The organism is Pseudidiomarina aestuarii (assembly GCF_048263735.1).
Lineage (GTDB): Bacteria > Pseudomonadota > Gammaproteobacteria > Enterobacterales > Alteromonadaceae > Pseudidiomarina > Pseudidiomarina aestuarii_B.
In genome coordinates this window covers 334,283-355,208 of the sequence record NZ_JBLXDX010000002.1, presented here as the reverse complement: position 1 = coordinate 355,208, position 20,926 = coordinate 334,283, and the positions used below count along the sequence as shown (strand labels likewise).

At 50.1% G+C, this 20,926-nt stretch carries 16 protein-coding genes; 11 read left to right on the top strand and 5 right to left on the bottom strand.

Translation table 11 applies throughout. The annotated features are described in order from the left end of the window. Window positions 1–84 precede the first annotated feature (84 nt). The 7 genes from ACN0S4_RS06320 to ACN0S4_RS06290 all read left to right on the top strand — a co-directional run bounded on the left by ACN0S4_RS06320 (window position 85) and on the right by ACN0S4_RS06290 (window position 10,219). Window positions 85–1,329 (top strand): efflux RND transporter periplasmic adaptor subunit, encoded by a 1,245-nt coding sequence (locus tag ACN0S4_RS06320; protein WP_417656864.1) that lies wholly within the window; start codon window positions 85–87, stop codon window positions 1,327–1,329. Further along, complete coding sequence (locus ACN0S4_RS06315) at window positions 1,319–4,480, top strand: efflux RND transporter permease subunit (RefSeq protein WP_417656863.1); 3,162 nt, start codon at window positions 1,319–1,321, stop codon at window positions 4,478–4,480. The genes ACN0S4_RS06320 and ACN0S4_RS06315 overlap by 11 nt, the downstream gene beginning before the upstream one ends. A 119-nt stretch (window positions 4,481–4,599) precedes the next feature. Continuing rightward, a complete protein-coding gene (locus ACN0S4_RS06310) occupies window positions 4,600–5,343 on the top strand; it encodes a DUF599 domain-containing protein (RefSeq protein ID WP_417656862.1) in 744 nt (247 codons plus the stop codon). Continuing rightward, the gene (gene astE, locus ACN0S4_RS06305) at window positions 5,340–6,353 is read left to right on the top strand and encodes a succinylglutamate desuccinylase (protein WP_417656861.1); all 1,014 of its coding nucleotides are present in this window, start codon (window positions 5,340–5,342) and stop codon (window positions 6,351–6,353) included. The genes ACN0S4_RS06310 and astE overlap by 4 nt, the downstream gene beginning before the upstream one ends. A gap of 116 nt (window positions 6,354–6,469) precedes the next feature. Next, on the top strand, window positions 6,470–7,669 hold the full coding sequence (locus ACN0S4_RS06300; protein ID WP_417656860.1) for a thiamine pyrophosphate-dependent dehydrogenase E1 component subunit alpha: 1,200 nt from the start codon (window positions 6,470–6,472) through the stop codon (window positions 7,667–7,669). Next, the gene (locus ACN0S4_RS06295) at window positions 7,669–8,646 is read left to right on the top strand and encodes an alpha-ketoacid dehydrogenase subunit beta (RefSeq protein WP_417656859.1); all 978 of its coding nucleotides are present in this window, start codon (window positions 7,669–7,671) and stop codon (window positions 8,644–8,646) included. Before ACN0S4_RS06300 ends, ACN0S4_RS06295 begins: the two co-directional genes overlap by 1 nt. Window positions 8,647–8,659: 13 nt before the next feature. Further along, entirely contained in the window at window positions 8,660–10,219 is a 1,560-nt protein-coding gene (locus ACN0S4_RS06290) for a dihydrolipoyllysine-residue acetyltransferase (protein ID WP_417656858.1), read from the top strand. A gap of 56 nt (window positions 10,220–10,275) precedes the next feature. Here the strand turns inward: ACN0S4_RS06290 and ACN0S4_RS06285 are convergent, their stop codons facing one another. Both ACN0S4_RS06285 and ACN0S4_RS06280 read right to left on the bottom strand, forming a co-directional pair. After that, window positions 10,276–11,061: an SDR family oxidoreductase gene (locus tag ACN0S4_RS06285; protein WP_417656857.1), complete on the bottom strand. Its 786-nt coding sequence runs from the start codon at window positions 11,059–11,061 to the stop codon at window positions 10,276–10,278. A gap of 5 nt (window positions 11,062–11,066) precedes the next feature. After that, window positions 11,067–12,611 carry an AbgT family transporter gene (locus ACN0S4_RS06280; RefSeq protein ID WP_417656856.1) on the bottom strand — a complete coding sequence of 515 codons (1,545 nt, stop codon included), beginning with the start codon at window positions 12,609–12,611 and terminating at the stop codon, window positions 11,067–11,069. Between the two features lie 47 nt (window positions 12,612–12,658). Here ACN0S4_RS06280 and rnhB point away from each other — a divergent pair, with 47 nt between their 5' ends. Further along, on the top strand, window positions 12,659–13,303 hold the full coding sequence (gene rnhB / locus ACN0S4_RS06275) for a ribonuclease HII (RefSeq protein ID WP_417657000.1): 645 nt from the start codon (window positions 12,659–12,661) through the stop codon (window positions 13,301–13,303). Here the strand turns inward: rnhB and argE are convergent. Together argE and ACN0S4_RS06265 are read right to left on the bottom strand one after the other, a co-directional pair. Then, window positions 13,278–14,432 (bottom strand): acetylornithine deacetylase, encoded by a 1,155-nt coding sequence (argE, locus tag ACN0S4_RS06270; RefSeq protein ID WP_417656855.1) that lies wholly within the window; start codon window positions 14,430–14,432, stop codon window positions 13,278–13,280. The two genes, rnhB and argE, sit on opposite strands and share 26 nt — an antisense overlap. 89 nt (window positions 14,433–14,521) lie before the next feature. Then, window positions 14,522–15,109, bottom strand: a complete 588-nt coding sequence (locus ACN0S4_RS06265) for a porin (RefSeq protein WP_417656854.1) — start codon at window positions 15,107–15,109, stop codon at window positions 14,522–14,524. A 204-nt stretch (window positions 15,110–15,313) separates the two neighbouring features. On the opposite strand from ACN0S4_RS06265, the gene ACN0S4_RS06260 reads away from it, so the two are divergent. From ACN0S4_RS06260 to ACN0S4_RS06250, 3 genes are all read left to right on the top strand, one after another. Next, on the top strand, window positions 15,314–16,246 hold the full coding sequence (locus ACN0S4_RS06260; RefSeq protein ID WP_417656853.1) for an isopenicillin N synthase family dioxygenase: 933 nt from the start codon (window positions 15,314–15,316) through the stop codon (window positions 16,244–16,246). An 82-nt stretch (window positions 16,247–16,328) separates the two neighbouring features. Further along, on the top strand, window positions 16,329–18,047 hold the full coding sequence (locus ACN0S4_RS06255) for a bifunctional metallophosphatase/5'-nucleotidase (protein ID WP_417656852.1): 1,719 nt from the start codon (window positions 16,329–16,331) through the stop codon (window positions 18,045–18,047). Continuing rightward, window positions 18,044–19,243, top strand: coding sequence for a Bcr/CflA family multidrug efflux MFS transporter (locus tag ACN0S4_RS06250; protein WP_417656851.1), 1,200 nt, complete (start codon window positions 18,044–18,046; stop codon window positions 19,241–19,243). The genes ACN0S4_RS06255 and ACN0S4_RS06250 overlap by 4 nt, the downstream gene beginning before the upstream one ends. A gap of 91 nt (window positions 19,244–19,334) precedes the next feature. Here ACN0S4_RS06250 and ACN0S4_RS06245 read toward each other — a convergent pair whose 3' ends face one another. Continuing rightward, window positions 19,335–20,894, bottom strand: a complete 1,560-nt coding sequence (locus ACN0S4_RS06245) for an AbgT family transporter (RefSeq protein ID WP_417656850.1) — start codon at window positions 20,892–20,894, stop codon at window positions 19,335–19,337. Window positions 20,895–20,926 lie beyond the last annotated feature (32 nt).

Here is a 20,926-nt window from a genome sequence, read left to right as displayed (position 1 = left end):
GTCTGCAACATATTCCCGCTAACTTTCTATGGGTTTAACCCGCATAATAGTGCTAATAAATCTCGACAGTGGATGATTCACCCGATGGCTCTAAGAAAACGTGTCTTTTTACCTCCTCTCATTATTGCCTTTGCAATTGTTGTCGTTGTCGGTCTCTCGATGATGCGACCGCAACCGCCGATGCGCTCGATGGAACGGCCTGCTGTTCTGGTCGAAGTGCTGGATGCGACCCCAACGGATGTGAACTTTACCGTTGACGGGCAAGGGAACGTGATGCCAAAACGAACCACTAACCTCGTAGCACAAGTGAGCGGTCGTGTGGTTGAACTGTCAGATAAGTTCGTCAATGGCGGCTTTTTTGAGCGTGGTGAAGTGTTGCTGAAAATTGACCCAGCCGACTATCAAGTCGCATTGCAAAGTGCCCAAGCACAACTCGCACAAGCCAAAGCTTCCTTAGCTGAAGAAAGCGCTCGAGCACAAGTGGCCCGCGAAGAGTGGGAATCGCTGCAAATGGGCGAAATTCCGGCCTTAGGTATTCGGGAACCGCAAGTGGCTGCTGCTGTGGCCAACGTCCAATCTGCTGAAGCCGGTGTCTCACGTGCTCAACGGGACTTGGAGCGCACTGAAATCAAAGCGCCTTTTGATGGCTTACTGCAAGATAAAAGCGTCGACCTGGGTCAGTACGTATCTATGAATTCGCAAGTCGGTACGTTAATGGGTACTGAGGTCGCAGAAATTCGAGTTCCGTTAAGCGACCGTGACTTGGCTTACCTTAATTTGCCTGACGGCAACACGCCAGCGAGCGAATACCCGCTGGTTGAAGTGCATTCATCGATTGCTGGCGAGAGACAGCGTTGGTTGGGCCGCATGGTCCGCAGCGAAGGTATTCTCGATAGCAGCAGCCGTGTTATTTATGGCGTGGTCGAAATTGACGACCCTTACAACCAGAATGGTCAGACTCACCCAACGCCGCTGCGCTTTGGCCGCTTTGCGCAACTGAGTATTGAAGGCTCGGAAGCCAATGGTGTATTCGAGGTACCGCGATACGCGTTGACCACGACGGGCAAGTTATGGATTGTTGATGAAGAACGCCGTTTACAGAGTCGTGACGTGAATATTTTGCGCGCCGATGACAACATGCTCTATATCAATGGTGGATTGAATCGTGGTGACAAAATTGTATTAACTCAACTAGCGAACGCATTGCCGAGTATGAAAGTCCGTTTGCCGGGAGATCCCGTACCTAAACAACTCGAACAACCGACCAATCCGAATGCAGCTACTGAAATAGCTGCTGAAGACGAGAAGGACGCGGACAATGGTGAATAATCAGCAACCCCAAGAAACTGGGTTTATTGCTTGGTGGGCGAACAACCGTGTTGCCGCCAATCTACTCATGGCAATTATTATTGTCTCGGGTATTTTGGCCATCGGCCAAGTCCGCAAGCAAATGTTCCCGGAAATTGAACTCAACATTATCAGTGTCCAAGTGCCATTCCCCGGAGCTGCGCCGCAAGAAGTTGAGCAGGGTGTTATTGTCCGAATGGAAGATGCGATTGAGGATGTCGATGGTATCGAAAGACTGAGTTCGACTGCGCGTGAAGGGCTGGGAACTCTCACCATTGAGGTTGAACCCAGCTATGACGTGCAAGTGGTCATGGATGAGGTGAAGATGCTCATCGATGGAATTCCTGCGTTACCGGAACAAATTGAATCGCCGAATATTTATCGGATCCGGCCACAACGACAGGTTATTTGGTTATCTGTTTATGGCGCTGCCGATGAATTTATGCAGAAAGAGCTAGCGAAGTCGATTCGCGATGATTTGAAGCAGATAGGTGGCATCACCAAAGTTGAGGTCGTTGGAGCCCGCAACTATGAGATTTCTATTGAGATTGCTGAGGCAGACCTTCAGCGTTATGGTTTGACGTTTGGCCAGATCGTTCAGGCTGTGCGTGGAACGTCTATTGATGTTGCGGGTGGCTCCATTCGAACGCCAAATGGCGATATTTTGTTGCGAGCGAACAACCAAGCTTATGTGGGTGGTGAGTTCGAGAAAATTGTTTTAATCAACAATCCTGATGGAACACGCCTGACACTTGCAGATATTGCTACCGTTAAAGATGGGTTTGTGGAAAACCGTCGTTTCACTAAGTTTGATGGTGATAATGCAACCTTTGTTCGGGTCGACTCGGTCGGTGATCAAAATGATCTAGCGACAGCTGCTGCGGTCAAAAGTTATGTAGAACGCAAGCAAAAGGAGTTACCGCCTGAAATTAAGTTAGCGCATTGGGGCGATAGTTCTTACTACCTCCAAGGTCGCCTCGATTTGATGATTGATAACCTCATTTTTGGCGGCATTCTAGTGTTTATTATGCTGTCCTTGTTCTTGCAACTACGGCTTGCCTTCTGGGTCATGATTGGTATTCCAATCTGTTTCCTCGGAACTATCGCCATGATGCCGTTGCCGATGGTCGATATCTCGATCAACATGATATCCCTATTTGGATTCATTTTGGTATTAGGGATAGTGGTCGACGATGCCATTGTGATAGGGGAGTCTGCTTATACCGAGATCGAAAAGCATGGGCAGACCACAGACAATGTAGTTCGCGGAGCGAAACGCGTAGCTATTCCAGCAACCTTTGGGGTTTTGACTACCATGGTTGCATTTGTACCTATGCTGATGGTTGAAGGCGGTATGGGTGGCATTTGGGAGTCGATAGCCTGGGTTGTCATTATTGCATTAGCGTTTTCTCTGGTCGAATCAAAGCTAATTTTGCCCGCGCACATTGCTGCAATGAAATATTCGAAAGGCGGTGGCGAGAAACTGAATGCTTTTCAGCGAGGTCGCAATAAGATTTCCGACAGCTTGAAAGTATTTGTAGTGAAGTACTACTCACCATTTTTGAAGAAGTGTTTACACTACCGCTATACCACACTCGCTACTTTCTTAGCGTTATTCATATTGACCATTGGCCTTATCAGCGGTGGTGTCGTGCGCTGGGTATTCTTCCCAAATATTCCGAGTGACTTCGTGCGTTCTAATTTGGAAATGCAGCCAGGCTCTTCGGAAGAAGCTACGATTCGAGCGCTGCAGGAATTGGAAAATGCACTGTATCGTGTGAATGACGAGATTCGTGAAGAAGAAGGCGAAGGTGTGGTCAGTCACGCGACCATGTTCCTCAATGGAACCAGCGGCGGTCAGCTGTTGGTTGAATTGAAGAAAGGTGAAGATCGTGAAATCGACGGCTTCGCAATCGTCAATGAATGGCGCATGGAAACGCCTGAAATTGCGGGTGTGAAGAACCTGAACTTTGAGGGCAGTATCGGCGGTGGTGGCGGCTTTGACGTCGAGTTTCAGTTGACCGGTGATGACCTGAATGAATTATCAGGTGCTGCCAAAGAATTGAAAGAACGAATGGCTGAGTACGCAGGCGTCTTTGATATTGAAGATACCTTTGGCGAAGGGAATGATGAAATTATTCTCGAGCTGAAGCCGCTGGCTACAGCAATGGGCATCACTCTATCGGAGTTGGCAACACAGGTACGCTATGCATTCTACGGTGCTGAGGCACAACGAATTCAGCGGAATGATGAAGAAGTTCGCGTGATGGTACGCTATCCCGAATTAGAGCGTCAGTCTATTGGCAACTTAGAAAGCATGAAGGTGCGCGGTAGTGACGGTTCTTTAATTCCATTTACAGAGTTAGCGACCATCCGATTTGCTGAAGGTTATGCCACTATCAACCGGATCAATCGTGAGCGATCTGTCACCGTACGAGCACGGGTGGATAAGGATACTGTTGAACCCTTTGAAATTGTGCGGCAGGTTCGAGCCAATGTGATTCAACAGATCATCGATAAGTATCCGACTGTAGGCTTTAAGCTTGAGGGTGCCTCGCAGGATGAAGCCGAAGCAACCAGCTCATTGGCGATTGGATTCTTACTGGCGTGCTTTGCGATCTATGCGTTAATGGCGGTGCCTTTAAAATCTTACAGCCAGCCTTTTATCATCATGTCCGTGATTCCATTCGGCATGATCGGTGCGGTGATTGGTCACTGGATTCTTGGCATGCCAATTTCGATTTTATCGCTCTTTGGTATTATCGCTCTTGCGGGTGTAGTAGTTAACGATTCTCTGGTTATGGTCGATTACGTCAACAAAGCACGTGCTGAAGGTACTCCTCTTCGTAAGGCAGTCGCCGAAGCTGGTGCAGTGCGTTTTCGTGCCATTTTGTTGACGTCACTAACCACATTCTTTGGCTTAGTTCCAATTGTGATGGAAACGTCGTTACAAGCTAAAATTGTGATTCCAATGGCGATTTCGTTAGCATTCGGTATCTTATTTGCAACAGTCATTACGTTATTGCTGATACCGTGCTTATATCTGATTTTGGATGACACCAAACGTGGGTTACGGACGATGTTGTCTTGGTATGGTTTAGCGAAGCCACCAGCACCAAAAACTGAATCATAAGCTGTCACAATTTGTTAAACTATTGACCGTACAATGAATCGGTCAGCGAAAAGGGCTTAGGCGATTCGTCTCAGCCCTTTTTCTTTGCCGAGCAAGCTATTGCATAGGAAGACAGCACTATGAACTTGGCGCCTTTGGATATTATTGCTTTAAGCATCTTTGTTGTGCTTTGGTACAGCTACACGCAGTTCGCTCGCTACCGTGCTCGCACCACCCATTCGTTATCAAATATTTTGCGTCAGTTACGGGTCGATTGGATGACTACGTTAACGCGTAAAGATCATCAAATTGCGGATGCTGCTTTGCTCGGCAACGTTGAACGGACCGTCACTTTCTTCGCCTCATCGACCATACTGGTGTTAGCCGGTGTACTGACGTTATTGGCCTCTGCCGACAAAGTGGTTGAAGTACTGGCGTCCATTCCCTTTACGGCGCCATCGTCACCCGAAAAAGTGCAATTAAAGCTAGCGGTATTGGCGCTCATTTTTGTGTTCGCGTTCTTCAAGTTTACTTGGGCTATACGTCAATTTGGCTTCGTATCGGTATTGATGGGCGCAGCACCTCAGTATCGCTCGACCGAATTCACCGACGAGGACCGCGATCAATTCGCTCGGCAAGCAGCCAAGGTTCTCGATCAAGCGGGCCATGAATACAATAACGGGCTACGCGCGTATTACTTTGCGTTGGCGTTGCTGACTTGGTTTTTGCATCCCTATTTATTTCTCGCGGCGACCGCAGTAGTCGTAATTGTGCTGTATCGTCGTGAATATCGTTCCACCATTCTACGGGCGTTGTTGGCGACGAAAGGCCTGCAACCTGGCCCGATAACCAATCAAAAAACCGAAACTGGAGATTCGCAGTGAGTCGTACTTTCGATGTTTTAGAATGGACTATTGCCGCTGCCCGCGGTGACAGCTACCCCGACTTCCCTGAGCACCCGCAAATCACCGTGTATGACACGGGTGTGATTGCCATTGAACCTGAGCAGGGCAGTTCGAAAGATGTGATTTTATCGTGCGCCGTGCACGGTGATGAGACGGCGCCGATTGAGTTGGTGCGCGATATGATTCATGCCGTTCTCGATGGCACTTTGGAGATTCGCCAGCGCGTGCTGTTTATGATCGCTAACCCGTGGTCCATTGTAGCTGGCAAGCGGTTTGTCGAAGTGAACATGAATCGTCTGTTTAGCGGCGCGCATGCAACCGGTGACACGCTGGAACACCAACATGCAGCCAAGTTAGAGCGTTATGTTGAGCGCTTTTACACGAGTGCTCCGGCCGGGCAACGGCAGCGCTATCATTATGACTTGCATACGGCTATTCGTGATTCTGCCTATGAGAAATTTGCGGTGTATCCGTTTCGTCATGGTCAACCTTACAAACGCGAGCAGCTCACATTTCTGGCTGAATGTGGGGTCTCCACGATTCTATTGAATCAAGCGCCAACCACAACGTTTAGCTACTTCAGTAGCCATCAGTTTGGTGCGGATGCGTTTACCGTTGAGCTCGGCAAAGTGCGTCCATTTGGCCAGAATGATATGAGTCGATTTGCCGCCGCGGATCACATGTTCCGCCAGCTCATTAGCACCGAGACACTTGAATTACCCGAATTTGACGTGAGTCGACATCATATTTTTGATGTGTGCCGCACGATTGATCGTACACAGACCGAATTCCGTTTGAACTTCCCTGATGACGTCGCGAACTTCACTCCGTTTTCGCAAGGCGAGCTACTTGCTGTTGACGGCACCACGGAGTACCACGTCGAGCAAGCACAAGAACGTATTATTTTCCCCAATGCCAATGTGGCAATTGGCCAGAGAGCATTGTTAACTGTGACCGAATTACCGGTCGCTGAGCTTGATCTGGTCTGAGCTGTGGCTGTTGCGTAGATTTTACGACCAGCCACGTGAAATTCGCGATTGCGCCGTTTGCATGTCAGTTGACGTAAAGGTAAAGTGAGCGCAATTTTTGTTACAACGAGAAAGTTATGGCGAAAGATACTAAGCACCAGTTGGAAATAGTGACCAAGCCGGCGTTTTTAGATGCCTCGGCACTGAAAATTCCGATGCTGCAAATCCTCAAAGAGGACGGCACCTTGCACAAAGGTGTGAAAGCACCCGACATGGACAAAGACCTAGCTTTGAAGGTTTTCGATACCATGCAGTTTATTCGCATTCTTGATGAGCGGATGATTGCTGCCCAGCGTCAAGGCCGCATCAGTTTCTATCTGTCATCGTTAGGTGAAGAGGCGGCAAGCATCGGTTCTGCTGCAGCACTGCAAGCCGATGACATGATCATGGGCCAATACCGTGAGCAGGGTGCTTTGGCGTTTCGCGGATTTACCGTTGAACAGTTCATGGACCAGTTGTTCTCCAATGAGCGCGACTTGGGTAAAGGTCGTCAAATGCCAGTGCATTATGGCTGCAAAGACCTCAACTTTATGACTATTGCCTCGCCACTGGCAACGCAGATCCCGCAGGCCACAGGTTACGCCTACGGTCAAAAAATGGATAAGTCGGGTACTTGTACGATTTGCTACTTCGGCGAAGGCGCAGCATCAGAGGGCGATTTCCACGCGGCTCTGAACATGGCTGCGGTGTACAAAGTTCCAGTTATTTTCTTCTGCCGTAACAACGGTTATGCCATTTCTACGCCGTCACAAGGCGAGCAGTATGCTGGTGACGGTATTGCACCTCGTGGTGTAGCGTACGGCATGAAAACGATCCGCGTAGATGGGAACGATATTTTCGCGGTATATCACGCAACACAATTGGCACGTAAGTTGGCCGTTGAAGAGAATGAGCCTGTGTTGATTGAAGGCATGTCGTATCGTATGGCCGGCCACTCTACATCCGATGACCCAACGGGCTATCGTACGCGTGAGGAGGAAGACTCATGGCGCGCGAAAGATCCGGTCGCACGCTTCCAGAAATGGTTGCTGGCGAAAGGTTGGATCAGTGAAGATGATGCGCAAGCCAATTACGATGAGAAAAAAGCTGCAGTATTGGCGGCGTTGAAAGAAGCTGAGAAGGTTCCAGCACCGCATATCGATGAATTGATTGAAGACGTGTATGACACGCCTCCGAAGCACCTCAAACAACAACTCGAAGAGCTGAAAGCGCATATTCGTAAGTATCCGGATGCGTATCCGAAAACAGCGTCGCGTGTGAATGGAGGTGACGAATAATGGCGAAGATGAATTTACTCCAGGCCATCAATAACGCCCTTGAAATCGCGATGACGAAAAGCGACAAGGTGTACAGCTTTGGCGAAGACACCGGCTCATTTGGTGGCGTGTTCCGTGCTACTTCTGGTCTGACTGAGAAGTTTGGTAAGCATCGCAACTTCAATACCCCGCTGGTTGAGCAGGGTATTCTTGGTTTCGCGAACGGCTTGGCGTCGCAGGGCAGTTATGCAGTAGCTGAAATTCAGTTCGGTGACTACATTTTCCCAGCGTTTGACCAAATCGTGAATGAGTCAGCCAAGTTCCGCTACCGTTCAGGCAACGAATTTGATGTCGGTGGATTAACCATCCGGACGCCATACGGCGGCGGTATTGCTGGTGGTCATTACCACTCACAATCACCAGAAGCTTACTTCGCGCATACGCCAGGCTTAAAGATTGTCATGCCACGTAACCCGTACATGGCGAAAGGCTTGTTGTTGAGCTCGATTTTCGATCCGAACCCAGTGCTCTTTATGGAGCCGAAGCGCCTATATCGTGCATCTGTGGGTGAAGTACCCGAAGAAGAGTACACGCTTGAACTCGGCAAAGCCGATGTGGTTCGTGAAGGCTCTGACGTCACTATCGTGGCTTGGGGTGCGCAGGTTGAAATGGCTGAAAAGGCTGCCGATAAAGCAGCAGAGGCCGGTATTTCATGTGAAGTCATCGACCTCGTCAGCATTTTGCCATGGGACGTCGAAACGGTTGCTAAGTCAGTCTTTAAAACAGGTCGTTTAGTAGTGACGCAAGAAGCGCCATTAACTAACGGCTTTGCGAGTGAAGTGGCTGCGACCATCCAGCAAGAATGCTTCTTGTACTTAGAGTCGCCCATTATGCGTGTGTGCGGTCTCGATACGCCGTATCCGCTGTGTCACGAAAAAGAATACTTTGTTGACCACTTGAAAGTGTACGAAGCGGTACACGCGTCGATGAATTACTAAGAGGCCGTTGATCATGAGTAAAGATTTTATCTTACCGGACATTGGCGAAGGTATCGTCGAGTGCGAAATTGTGGAATGGCTGGTCGCAGAAGGCGACACCATTAAAGAAGATCAGCCGGTTGTTGACGTAATGACCGACAAAGCGCTCGTGCAAATTCCCGCCAAAGAAGATGGTGTGGTGGCAAAGCTCTATTACGAAAAAGGCGATATTGCGAAGGTGCATGAGCCATTGTTTGCTATCACTGGTGCAGACAGCGCACCAGCAGCAAGCGCCCCGGCTCCAGCTCCGGCGCCTGCTCCAGCTTCATCCAGTGCCGTTGAAGACTTTATTCTACCGGATATCGGTGAAGGTATTGTCGAGTGTGAAATTGTCGAATGGCAAGTTCAGGAAGGCGACACTATTGAGGAAGACCAGCCGGTTGTAGATGTCATGACGGACAAAGCACTGGTCCAAATTCCAGCGAAAGCGGCAGGTGTGGTCGAGAAGCTGTATTACCAAAAAGGTGATATCGCGAAGGTACATGAACCCTTGTTTGCGGTCCGCTCAGAGAGTACTTCTGGCGACTCGTCACAAGCGGCTTCGCAGCCTACAACTCAACCTTCATCTCAACCACAAGCGAAGGCTTCTGAACCAGCTGCTGAACGCGCAGAACAACCGGGACCTAGCGTCAGTAGTGGCAAGGCGATTGCTAGCCCTGCAGTGCGTCGTCGTGCCCGTGAGTTGGAAGTTGACCTCAGCAAAGTCAAAGGTTCGGGCGCGAAAGGCCGCGTCATGAAAGAAGATGTGGAGGCCTATGCTGATGGTGGCGCAGCGCCAGCACCAGCTCCGCAGGCTGCTTCTTCAACCACTACTGCACCAGCGGCGGGTGGCAAACGTACCGAAGCGATTCGTGGCGTGAAAGCAGCCATGGCGAAAGCGATGATGAACTCGGTCAGCACCATTCCGCACTTTACGTATGCCGATGAATTTGACCTCACCGCTGTATTAGCATTGCAGAAGCAATTGAAAGAGCGTTATGCCGATCAGGGCATTCGTATCACCATGATGCCTTTCTTTATCAAAGCATTGTCATTGGCGCTGAAAGAATTCCCATTAATGAATGCGCAAGTGAACGACGATTGCACCGAGATCACCTATTTTGATGATCACAACATTGGTATGGCGGTCGATACGAAAATTGGTCTGCTGGTTCCGAACATCAAACAAGTGCAGAACAAGAGCATTATTGATGTCGCCAATGAGGTGACTCGCTTAACGCAAGCAGCACGTGAAGGTCGCGTGGCGCAAGACGATATGAAAGGTGGCACTATTACCATCTCGAATATTGGCGTTATTGGTGGCACGGTTGCGACTCCGATCATCAATAAACCTGAAGCAGCTATTGTGGCCTTAGGCAAAGTGCAGGCATTACCGCGCTTCGATGCTAACGGCAACGTAGTTGCACGGCAAATGATGACCGCGAGTTGGTCGGGTGATCATCGCATTATTGATGGTGGCACTATTGCTCGCTTCAATAAGCGTTGGCAGGAATTCCTCGAGGATCCGACTTCGATGCTAGTACATATGATCTAGTGAATGGTGAACAGGGAATAGTGAACAGAGAAAAAAGGGCCGGAAGGCCCTTTTTTTTAGCGTTTGGCTACTAGGTTGCGGACTAGGCCGGGGAAGAAGCGCTGCAAGAACGGCGCTAGCTTGGACAAGCCTGAGCCGATGACTACTTCAGCTTTGCCTTTAGCAATGGCTTGCAGCGATTGAGCGGCACAGCTTTCAGCGGAAATGCCACCGGCATTGTCAGGGTCTTCGTGACCTAATGCCGAGCCGTCGCCCGTTAGGGAGTTATGAGCAACTTGGGTGTTGATAAAACCGGGCAAAATGGACGTAACGGTCACGCCTTTACCATAAGTCTCAGCACGCAGTGAGTCCATAAAGCCAATCACACCGAATTTCGCACCGTTATAGCCGCTACGCAGTTTCGTACCGACTTTACCTGCCACCGATGAGACCGTGACGATATGACCGCTCTGGCGCTCTAACATCCGCGGTAACACCAGCTTGGTCAATGCAATGACCCCGAAGTAGTCAATTTCCATCAGTTGCCGATACACCTTCATATCGGTATCCAAAATCAACGAGCGTTGCGAAACACCTGCATTGTTGATAAGGATATCGATCACTTGGTCACCTAATTCAGCGGCAGCAGTTGTTGCTGCCTGCTCAGGTTGGCTCAAGTCTAATGCTAATACGCGATGTCGTTCGGGGTGCGCTAAGTCTTGGCGAACGGCTTCGAGGGCATCCGCACGACGTGACGTCAGAATCAGATGCGCACCGGCATCGGCAAGTTGCTTGGCCATGGCGAGACCGATGCCTGAAGAGGCACCGGTCAACCAAACGGTTTTACCCTGGTAGTAGGTCATGGGCATTAGCCTGCTGGATAGCCATAGCTAGACTGAATACCGAGCGGAATACCTAGGCTCCAGTAGATGATCAAGAATGCAGACCAGATGACCATCAGTGATACCGTGAACGGCAACATCATGGCTACTAGAGAACCAATACCTGTGCCTTTCACATAACGCTGACAATACAGCACCACTAGTGGGAAGTAAGGCAGCAATGGGGTGATGATGTTACTGATGGAGTCACCGACGCGGTAGGCCGCTTGGGTGAGGTCTGGTGAATAACCGAGTTGCATCAGCATCGGCACGAAGATAGGAGAAATGAGTGCCCATTTCGCTGACGCCGAGCCGATAAATAGGTTAATGAAGGCCACCAAAACGATGATACCCACCATAGTGACACCGCCTGATAAGGCCAGTGAACTCAAGAACTGAGCGCCTTTAATCGAGAGCAGGGTGCCTAAGCCAGAGTCACCGAACGCCTTAATAAAGAGCGCACAAAAGAACGCCATGACCATATAGTAAGCCATGCCTTCCATCGACTTCGTCATAGCACCGACGACGTCTTGTGAGTTCGTAAAGGTACCCGCGAGGTAACCGTGCACGATACCCGGAATGATGAACAGTAAGAAAATCAGCGGCACAATCATTTGCATGAGCGGCGCGGTGAATGAAGCGAGTTCACCACTGGCATCAGCTAATGGAGTATTTTCCGCAGACGCAGCAAAGTACAGCGCGACCAAACCAACAACCATGGTCAGCACACCGGCGTAAAACGCTTTGCGGTCACGTGGAGAAACTTCTTCCAACTTCGGCATTTCATCTTTGTCACCGTCAATCTTCGCGTTTTTATTTAAGCGTGGCTCAATAATTTTGTCGGTGAGGTACCAGCCAACAAACATGACAATCAGTGACGAGGCCGCAGTAAAGAAATAGTTATTCAGCGGATTCAATTGAACAGCGGGATCCAAAATTTGCGCCGCTGACTGGGTAAAGCCCTGTAATAGTGGGTCGATAGCCGACGGGACAAAGTTGGCACTAAAACCACCCGATACCCCAGCGAATGCCGCCGCGATACCAGCGAGCGGATGACGACCGGCTGCATAGAAGATGACGCCACCGAGTGGGATGACAAGAACGTAACCCGCATCGACCGCCGTGTGCGATACAATCGCAATCAGAATAAGAACTGGAGTCAGTAAGACTTTTGGCGTCACGTTCAACATGAGTTTAATGGCGACGTTGATAAAGCCACTGCGCTCCGCAACACCGACACCGAGCATAGCGACTAACACGACGCCCAGTGGCGCGAAGCCCATGAAGGTGTTGACCATGTTGGCGAGGAAGTCTGCCATTTCAGTACCACTGAGCAGATTCTTCACACCAACATTTTCATTTGTGAGCGGGTGGATGGCATCAAAACTGACGCCAGATAATGCCCAACTGAAAGCCCACACAATAATGAGTAGACCGAAAAACATGACCGCGGGGTCGGGGAGTTTGTTGCCCACCTTCTCGACCTTGTCGAGGATGCGGTTGAGCAAGGTATTTTCTGCAGCTTCGGACATGAGAACGTTCCCTTGTTAGTTTTAATTTATTATCGTTCGAATTTGTTATTCGACGAAAGTATCATACAAAGCTAGTTCAGACACAACCACGGATATACGCGCACATGGAACAGATGATATGTGGTACCGATGAAGCCGGACGCGGGCCCATTGCCGGGCCGGTAGTGGCGGCAGCGGTGATTCTCGATCCAAACCAACCGATTGAGGGCATTAATGACTCGAAGAAATTGTCGGAGAAGAAGCGCAATGCGCTCAGCGCCTTGATCAAGGAACGTGCGCTGTATTGGGCGATTGCGCAGTGCAATGCCGACGAGATTGATGCAATTAATATTCTGCAGGCATCACTATTAGCTATGCAGCGCGCTGTGGAAGCGTTGCCAATTGCGCCGACATTGGTATTGGTTGATGGGAATAAGTTGCCGAAACTAAAAGTTCCGGCTCAAGCCATAGTGGGTGGTGACGGCATTGAAGCTTGTATTGGTGCGGCGTCGATTCTAGCGAAGGTTGAACGTGATCGGCAGATGCTTGCTTGGCATGCCCAGCATCCGGAATATGACTTCGCTAAACACAAGGGTTATCCAACGCCGCAGCATCTCGCGGCGTTAGTGGAATATGGCCCTTGTGGGATTCATCGGCAGAGCTTTGCGCCCGTCACACGAGCGTTGGCTAGCCGCAAACCTGCTGCACAATAGTGCGCAGTTGCGCTTGTGCCGGTGCAATGTCGTCGAGCCGGATAAACTCGTCCGGCTGATGCGCTTGTGCAATAGAGCCGGGACCCATCACAATGGTTTCGCAGCCTAAGTCCTGCACAAAAGGCGCTTCAGTACAGTAATTTGCGGGTTCAGCGGCGTTGCCAGTGATTTCTTGCACCAACGATACGATGGCCGCATCAGCAGCACAGGCATAGCCCGGAATCGGTTCGTGCATGTGCTCGAGACACACGGCACCCGGGTATTTGGCATTCACTGTCGCCAGGCGGCTATCAATCAGACCATAGAGTTCGTTCATCTTCATGCCCGGTAATGGGCGCAGGTCGATATGCATCTCACAACAGGCGCAGATACGGTTGGCGGCATCCCCACCATGAATGTTACCGAAGTTCAGAGTTGGGTAGGGCACCGCAAAATGACCGTCGTGGTAGTGCTTTTGAAAATGGGTCTGCAATTCGCGTAACTCGGTAATCACGTCGTGCATCACTTCAATGGCATTGATGCCAGCTGCCGGATTGGAGCTATGACCGCTTTTACCGGTCACGCGAATGCTCTCGGTGAGGTGGCCTTTATGCATGACCACAGGTGTCATTCGCGTCGGTTCACCAATAATGGCGAAGTCAGGCTTCAGTTGGCCAAATTTATTCAGCTCACGCGCCCCAGCCATGGTGGTCTCTTCGTCTGCGGTTGCCAATACGTAGAGCGGTTTCTTTAGTTGCTTTAAATCGATATGCCGCAGCGCTTCCAGGACAAATGCGAAGAAGCCTTTCATGTCGGCGCTACCGAGGCCGTAGAGTTTGCCGTCCGCTTCGGTGAGTTCGAATGGGTCACGAGTCCAACGACCTTCATCCCACGGCACTGTATCTGTATGACCTGCCAACAGTAGACCGCCAGAACTTCCCGGTGGAATATAGGATGCAAGGAGATTGTATTTGCCGCGTTGGCGCTCCAACTCATTCACGGATACTTGAAATCCGAGAGCTCGCAACCAAGTCGATAACTTATCAATGACACCTAAATTCGAGGTGTCCCAGCTCGGATCGAGACAGGATACCGACGGGGTGCCGATAAGCTCGCGGTACATATGCAGAAAGGAAGGTAGCTGTGACATCGTGGACTCCTGATTCCGTGCTCCATGCGACTGATGCCACAGCATACCTGATTTGGTTAAAAAACGTCACTAGACGCTTTTGTTACGGCTTAAAAATGGTAGCTAGCTTTGAGTCGCAGACCATCCCCAAACTCGCTATCTTCATAGCCTACACCGACTGAGAAGTCCGAATTTAGGTAATAATCTAGTCCAAATTGATATACCGTATCGTCGCCAGCATCGCTGTAATCACGATAGCCAACACCGCCGTAGATCTCGAATTGGTCGATACGCTGACGTAAGTTGGCATCGACACCCCAGAAATTAGTATCCGCTGGGCCAAAATCAATGCGGCCTAAACGACCTTGTACGTCAAACCAAAGACCATTACCGATGCCGTTATTGAGCCACCAGTAGCGACCCAAGCCGATGCCATAGGAATGGCGATCGCTACCAAAGTCATCGGAATCGAGATTACGATAGTAGCCATTGACGAAATAGGGGTTTTGGAAGGTGTAACTTCCTTGCACTGAGAGGCTATCATCACCTTGATCGTGATCGTTTAACTGCAGGCCAATGTAATCATAAGCAGATACAGTTTGCGGCGAACCGCTTTGCTGCGCCATCGCTGCATTCATGCAGACAACGCTGCTACCTAACACGATTAATCCCGTGACTACTCCAGAACGTAAATTCATATGAATTACTCCTTGTCTGTGGAACCGTTGATAAAACCTGAATTGGAGTGTGCCGAGAATCAGTTCGGGAGAACAGCGGGTTTACGTGAGTTTTACTCTGTAGGCGGGGTGTTAACTGTCGCATATTCGATGCTTTCAGCTTGTGCAAAAGCGCCGAAATACGTAGCATATACACTTAATTTAGAGCATTTGGAAAAGCTAACGATGAAGTCGATTCCACATATTGATATGAGCCTCTATGGCAAGAATTTTGAATCCTTTGCGCAGACGGTTGGCGAAGGCTATGAAAAGAATGGTTTTGTAGCGCTAACTAACCACGGCGTAGACCAAAAACTGATTGATGAAGCGCTAGACATTTGCCGCGATCTGTTCGCGTTGCCAGAGGACGTGAAGAAGCAATACCACATTCCTGGTGGCGGCGGTGCGCGCGGCTACACGCCGTTTGGCACCGAGATTGCCAAAGACGCGAAGCATGTCGACTTGAAAGAGTTTTGGCATGTGGGGCGTGAAGTGGAAGGCGAGCCGCCGTATCCGCAGTTAACGCCGAATGTCTGGCCCAAAGAAATGCCAGAATTCAAAACCAAGATCCTGCGCTTGTACGAAGCTCTGGATGACTTGGGAATGCAGGTCTTAGACGCATTGGCGGTATATCTGAAGCAGCCGCGCGAATATTTCCGTGACAAAGTGCAATTGGGCAACTCTATTTTGCGTCCGCTGCACTATCCGCCGATTATTGATGAAGGCACGCCTTCGGTTCGCGCTGGTGCACATGAAGACATCAACGTACTGACCTTATTGATCGGTTCACGTGAGCCTGGCTTGGAAGTCTTAGCAAAAGATGGTTCATGGATTCCAGTGACCATTATTGAAGGTGCGATTATTTGTAACGTTGGCGACATGCTGCAACGGTTGACCAATGGTGTTTTGCCATCAACGACGCATCGTGTGGTAAATCCGCCGGCGCCATTCAATAGTAAATCGCGTTATTCAATTCCGTTCTTCTTGCACTTCAATCCGGATTTTATGATTGATCCGTTGGATAGCTGCATTAGCGACGAAAACCCGAAGCGCTTTGAAGCCATTGGCTCGCATGATTTTTTACTTGAGCGCCTCCGCGAAATTGGCCTCGTGAAGTAAATCTCAGAACAGACCCGATTGACGCCTGTGAATCGGGTCTGCTACTTCGTCCTCATCGCTTCATTGTTAAAAAAGTGACCTCGTGAAACCATTTCTGATTAGTTCGTTGATTGTCTTATTAGCAGCCTGTTCGGGTACACCCAATGAGCCGCAGCCTTATACCTTAGCGGTAGCGCATATCAACGACCATCATTCGCATTTACTGCCAACCGCCAATCGTTCGATTCGTGTCGGTACCGAGACCTACAAAGTCGAAACCGGTGGTTTTGCGCGCGTAGCTGCTCAGATTGATGTGATTCGTGCACGTCATGAAAATATGCTCACGCTACATGCGGGCGATGCGATTACTGGCACCCTGTTTTACACCTTGTTTAAAGGGGAGGCCGATGCAGCCCTGATGAATCATGTGTGTTTCGATGCCATGGAATTGGGCAATCACGAGTTCGATAATGGTGATGATGGTCTAAAGCAGTTCCTAGATTATTTGTCGTTAAGCGAATGCGCGACTGTCGTGTTAGGCGCCAACGTGCAGCCGGAAGTGGGTGTATCTGCGCTGACACAGAAGACTCGTTGGGATAGCTTCAAACCCTATGCTGTTTTCGAACGTGGTGGTGAGAAGATCGGTTTGATTGGTTTGGATATTGCGGTAAAAACCAAACAGTCGTCACAGCCGGATCGTACCACTGAGTTTGCCGACGAATACGAAACAGCACTGTATTACATTCGTGAGTTACAAGGCTTAGGTATCGAGAAGATCGGCTTGCTGACGCACATTCAATACAAGAATGATTTAGATTTAGCGGCGCGTTTGCCTGCGGTTGATTTTATTATTGGCGGTGATTCTCACACTTTGCTAGGTGACTACACCAAGCATGGCTTGAGCGCTGTTGGTCCGTATCCGATGCAAGTGATGAATTCCGACAACCAACTGGTGTGTATCGGTCATGCATGGGAATACAGCCAAGCGGTAGGTGAGATGGTGGTTGAGTTCGCAGGTGACGATGTTGCCAATTGTGGCGGTCAAGCACATCTGTTGGTTGCGGAGAACGCGCCATCGGCTATTGCCGAGTTGCCGCAGTTTGCAGCGATTGCTGAGCAAGCCGAAGCCAAAAAGCTGATTGTCTCATTTCAAGACCAACTGGATTCATTGACGACCGAGGTTATTGCCACGGTTGAGGAGCGTCTTTGTTTGCGCCGTATGGGTCCAGCTACCAGTGACAGTTGTGGTATTGGCCGGCAGTCCGATGCACACCGGGTAGTGGCCGAAGCCTTTTTAGCGAGTGCACCGCAAGCTGACTTCGCGCTGCAAAATGGCGGCGGCGTTCGAGCAGAAATCGCACCCGGTGACTTTACGATTGCCGATGCTTACCGATTATTGCCGTTCGCAAACACACTCGTAGAAGTACAAATAACCGGCGCAGAGTTACATACCGTGCTCGAACAAGCATTGGATTATGCGTTGTCGGACTCCGGCTCTGATGGTGCCTATCCGCATGGTGCTGGCATTGGTTTTGATGTCGATGTCACTGCAGAGTTTGGCTCGCGCTTTAGTAACATTCAGGTGTGGCAAGAGGGCGCTTGGCAACCGCTAAATGACGCGCAGACCTACACTATGATTACGAATAGCTTTTTGGCCGGTGGCAGCGATGGCTGGCGCTTATTGGGTGAACTCGAGCTTGCGGGCAAAGTCACCGATACTTATGTCAATTATGCGCAGTCTTTTGTCGACTGGATCCGTACAACAAAAACAATAAAACGACCCACCGACCATAGCACTCAGCGCTATGAGTCGGGCTCGTGACCGCGCGCTTCGCAGTTTCCGATAAGGCACGATTTGACCTAACCGTCGTCGTGCTGGCGCTTTTAACTATGTTCGGTCCGTTGTCGATCGACATGTACCTGCCTGCGTTTGGTGATATCGCCGCGAGTTATCAAACCGACTCGCATCGGGTCGAGCTCTCACTAACATCCTTCTTTCTCGGATTGTTTATCGGGCAGTTGCTGTATGGCACTGTCGCAGATCGCTTTGGTCGCAAGCCGCCGTTATATTTCGGTTTGGCGCTTTATATTGCGACTTCGTTAGCATGCGCGTACGCACCTAATTTAGAGTCACTGATTGTCTTGCGTTTCTTCCAAGCCATTGGTTCCTGTGCTGGCTTGGTGATTGCCCGCGCCATGGTGCGTGATTTGTATACCCCGCAGGCATCTGCACAAGTCTTCTCATTCTTAATTTTGGTGATGGGTATTGCGCCGATTTTGGCTCCGTTAGCTGGCGCTTACGTCACGCAGTACTTCGGCTGGCAGTCTATTTTCACCATCATCGCCGTTCTAGCAGTGGCCTGTTTGGCTCTCATTCATGTGCGGCTGCCAGAAACGCGTCTGCCGAACCCTTCGGTGCGTATTCGCAGTAGCTTACCCATTTATTGGAGCGTATTGCGGGATCCCAGCTTTTTGCGTTATTCGCTGGCTGGTGGCGTCGCACAGTCAGGGTTGTTCGCTTATATTTCCGGCTCGCCGCTCGTCTTTATTGACCATTTTGGGCTATCGCCTGAGCACTACAGCTGGCTCTTCGGCGCAAATGCTATCGGCATTATTGGCATGGCTCAGTTGAATGCGTGGTTGTTACGCCGACGTGACTCACGCAAAATCCTCAACAAGTCCTTGCCAGTGCTTGGTGTGATTGCGTCGGTATTGCTGGTCGCAGGATTTATGGACTGGGGCTTCTGGGCGGTTCTAATCCCCTTATTTCTCTATATCAGTACCTTGGGTATGGTGTTCCCGAATGCAATGGCTGGCGCGCTTGCTGAGCAGCAAGAACGGGCAGGCGCAGCCTCCGCCGTCACCGGTTCATTGCAGTTTCTTATTGCGGGTATTGTGTCTGCTATAGTGAATATTGTCGGCCAATGGACACCACTGGGAATGGCAATCGTGATGGGGTGCTGCGGACTCGCCGCCGTGACGGTGTATTCACTGATGAGAAGACCTAGTGAACAGTAAATAGTGAACAGTGAACCGATCAAAACTCAGTCCTGTTCACCATTCACCATCTTGCTCTGTTCACCATTCACCGTTCACTATTCACTAGTTTTTAAGGGGTGTAGTAGGTTGGTGCGCTTGGTCCTACCGGCATATCCAGACCGAATACCCAGAGGAAGAACAACGCACTCCAGCCAATCAAGAAGAAGATAGTGTAAGGCAGCATCATCGCTATCATGGTGCCGATACCGGTATCTTTCTTATACCTCACCGCGACTGCGAGTATGAGGCCAAAGTAACTCATCATCGGCGTAATGATATTGGTGACCGAGTCGCCGATACGATAAGCCGCTTGAATCACTTCTGGTGCATAACCAATCAGCATTAACATCGGCACAAAAATTGGCGCGGTGATGGCCCATTGTGCTGAGGCTGAGCCGAGCATTAGGTTGACGAATGCACACATAAAGATGAACAGAATAAATACCGATGGTCCTGTGAGGCCGGCCGTTTGCAAGAATTCTGCGCCTTTAATGGCGAGAATGCTGCCGAAATTGGTCCAGCCAAAGAAGGCCACGAACTGCGCGGCGAAAAACACCAACACGATGTACATACCCATAGTGCTCATGCTGTCTGACATGGCATCAATGACATCGCGGTCACTGCGCATGACCTTGGTGATGCGACCGTACACATAGCCCGGAATGGCAAAAGTAATAAAGATAAAGGCGACGATGCCTTTTAAGAATGGCGAGCCAGCGACTTCACCGGTCTCTGGGTTTCGTAAAATACCCCATTCTGGAACTATGGTCAGCGCTAACAGAATACCGAGGAATAAGAAGCTTAAACCCGCTCCAAGCAGTCCTCGCTTTTCCTCAGAGGTTAACGATTCAATTTTTTGTTCACTAAGGTTAATCGTCGCTTCTTTAGGGTCATATTTCCCGAGCTTCGGCTCGACAATTTTCTCGGTAACGAAGGTACCCATAATGGCAATCAAGAAGGTCGATACCATCATGAAGAACCAATTCGCTTCGGGCCCAACGTAATAATCTGGATCAATCAGATTCGCCGCTTGCGTAGTAATACCGGCTAATAACGGGTCGACGGTACCGATCAATAGGTTTGCGCTGTAACCTGCGGACACACCGGAGAACGCTGCGGCTAGACCGGCAAGCGGATGTCGCCCGAGGGAATGGAAAATCATGGCAGAGAGGGGCACTAAGACCACGTAGCCTAACTCAGCAGCTGTGTTAGAAATAACACCAGCAAAGACAACTGCAACTGTTACCGCGCGCGGATGCGCATTCATGACCAAGCCACGCATCAACGCAGACAACATACCTGAGCGCTCAGCGATACCAACACCCAATAACGCAACCAGTACGGTACCCAGCGGGGTAAAACCAGTGAAGTTGGTGACTAAGCCGGTGACAATACGTTGTAGGCCTTCCGCATTGAAGAGGCTGACCACTTCAATCATCTCGCCACCCGGACGTGGGTCGAGTGCGCTTAAGCCAAAGTAGCTCGCAATGCCACTGAGCACGACAATGCCCAAAGCGAATATAGCGAATAGGGTAATTGGGTGTGGGAGTAGGTTACCTAACCATTCCACGGTATCCAAAAAGCGCGTAAAAGCACCACGTTGTGCTGGGGTCGGGTTGGGTTGCGTCATGCAGCTCCGGCTCCTTCGTTCTTATAATTTAC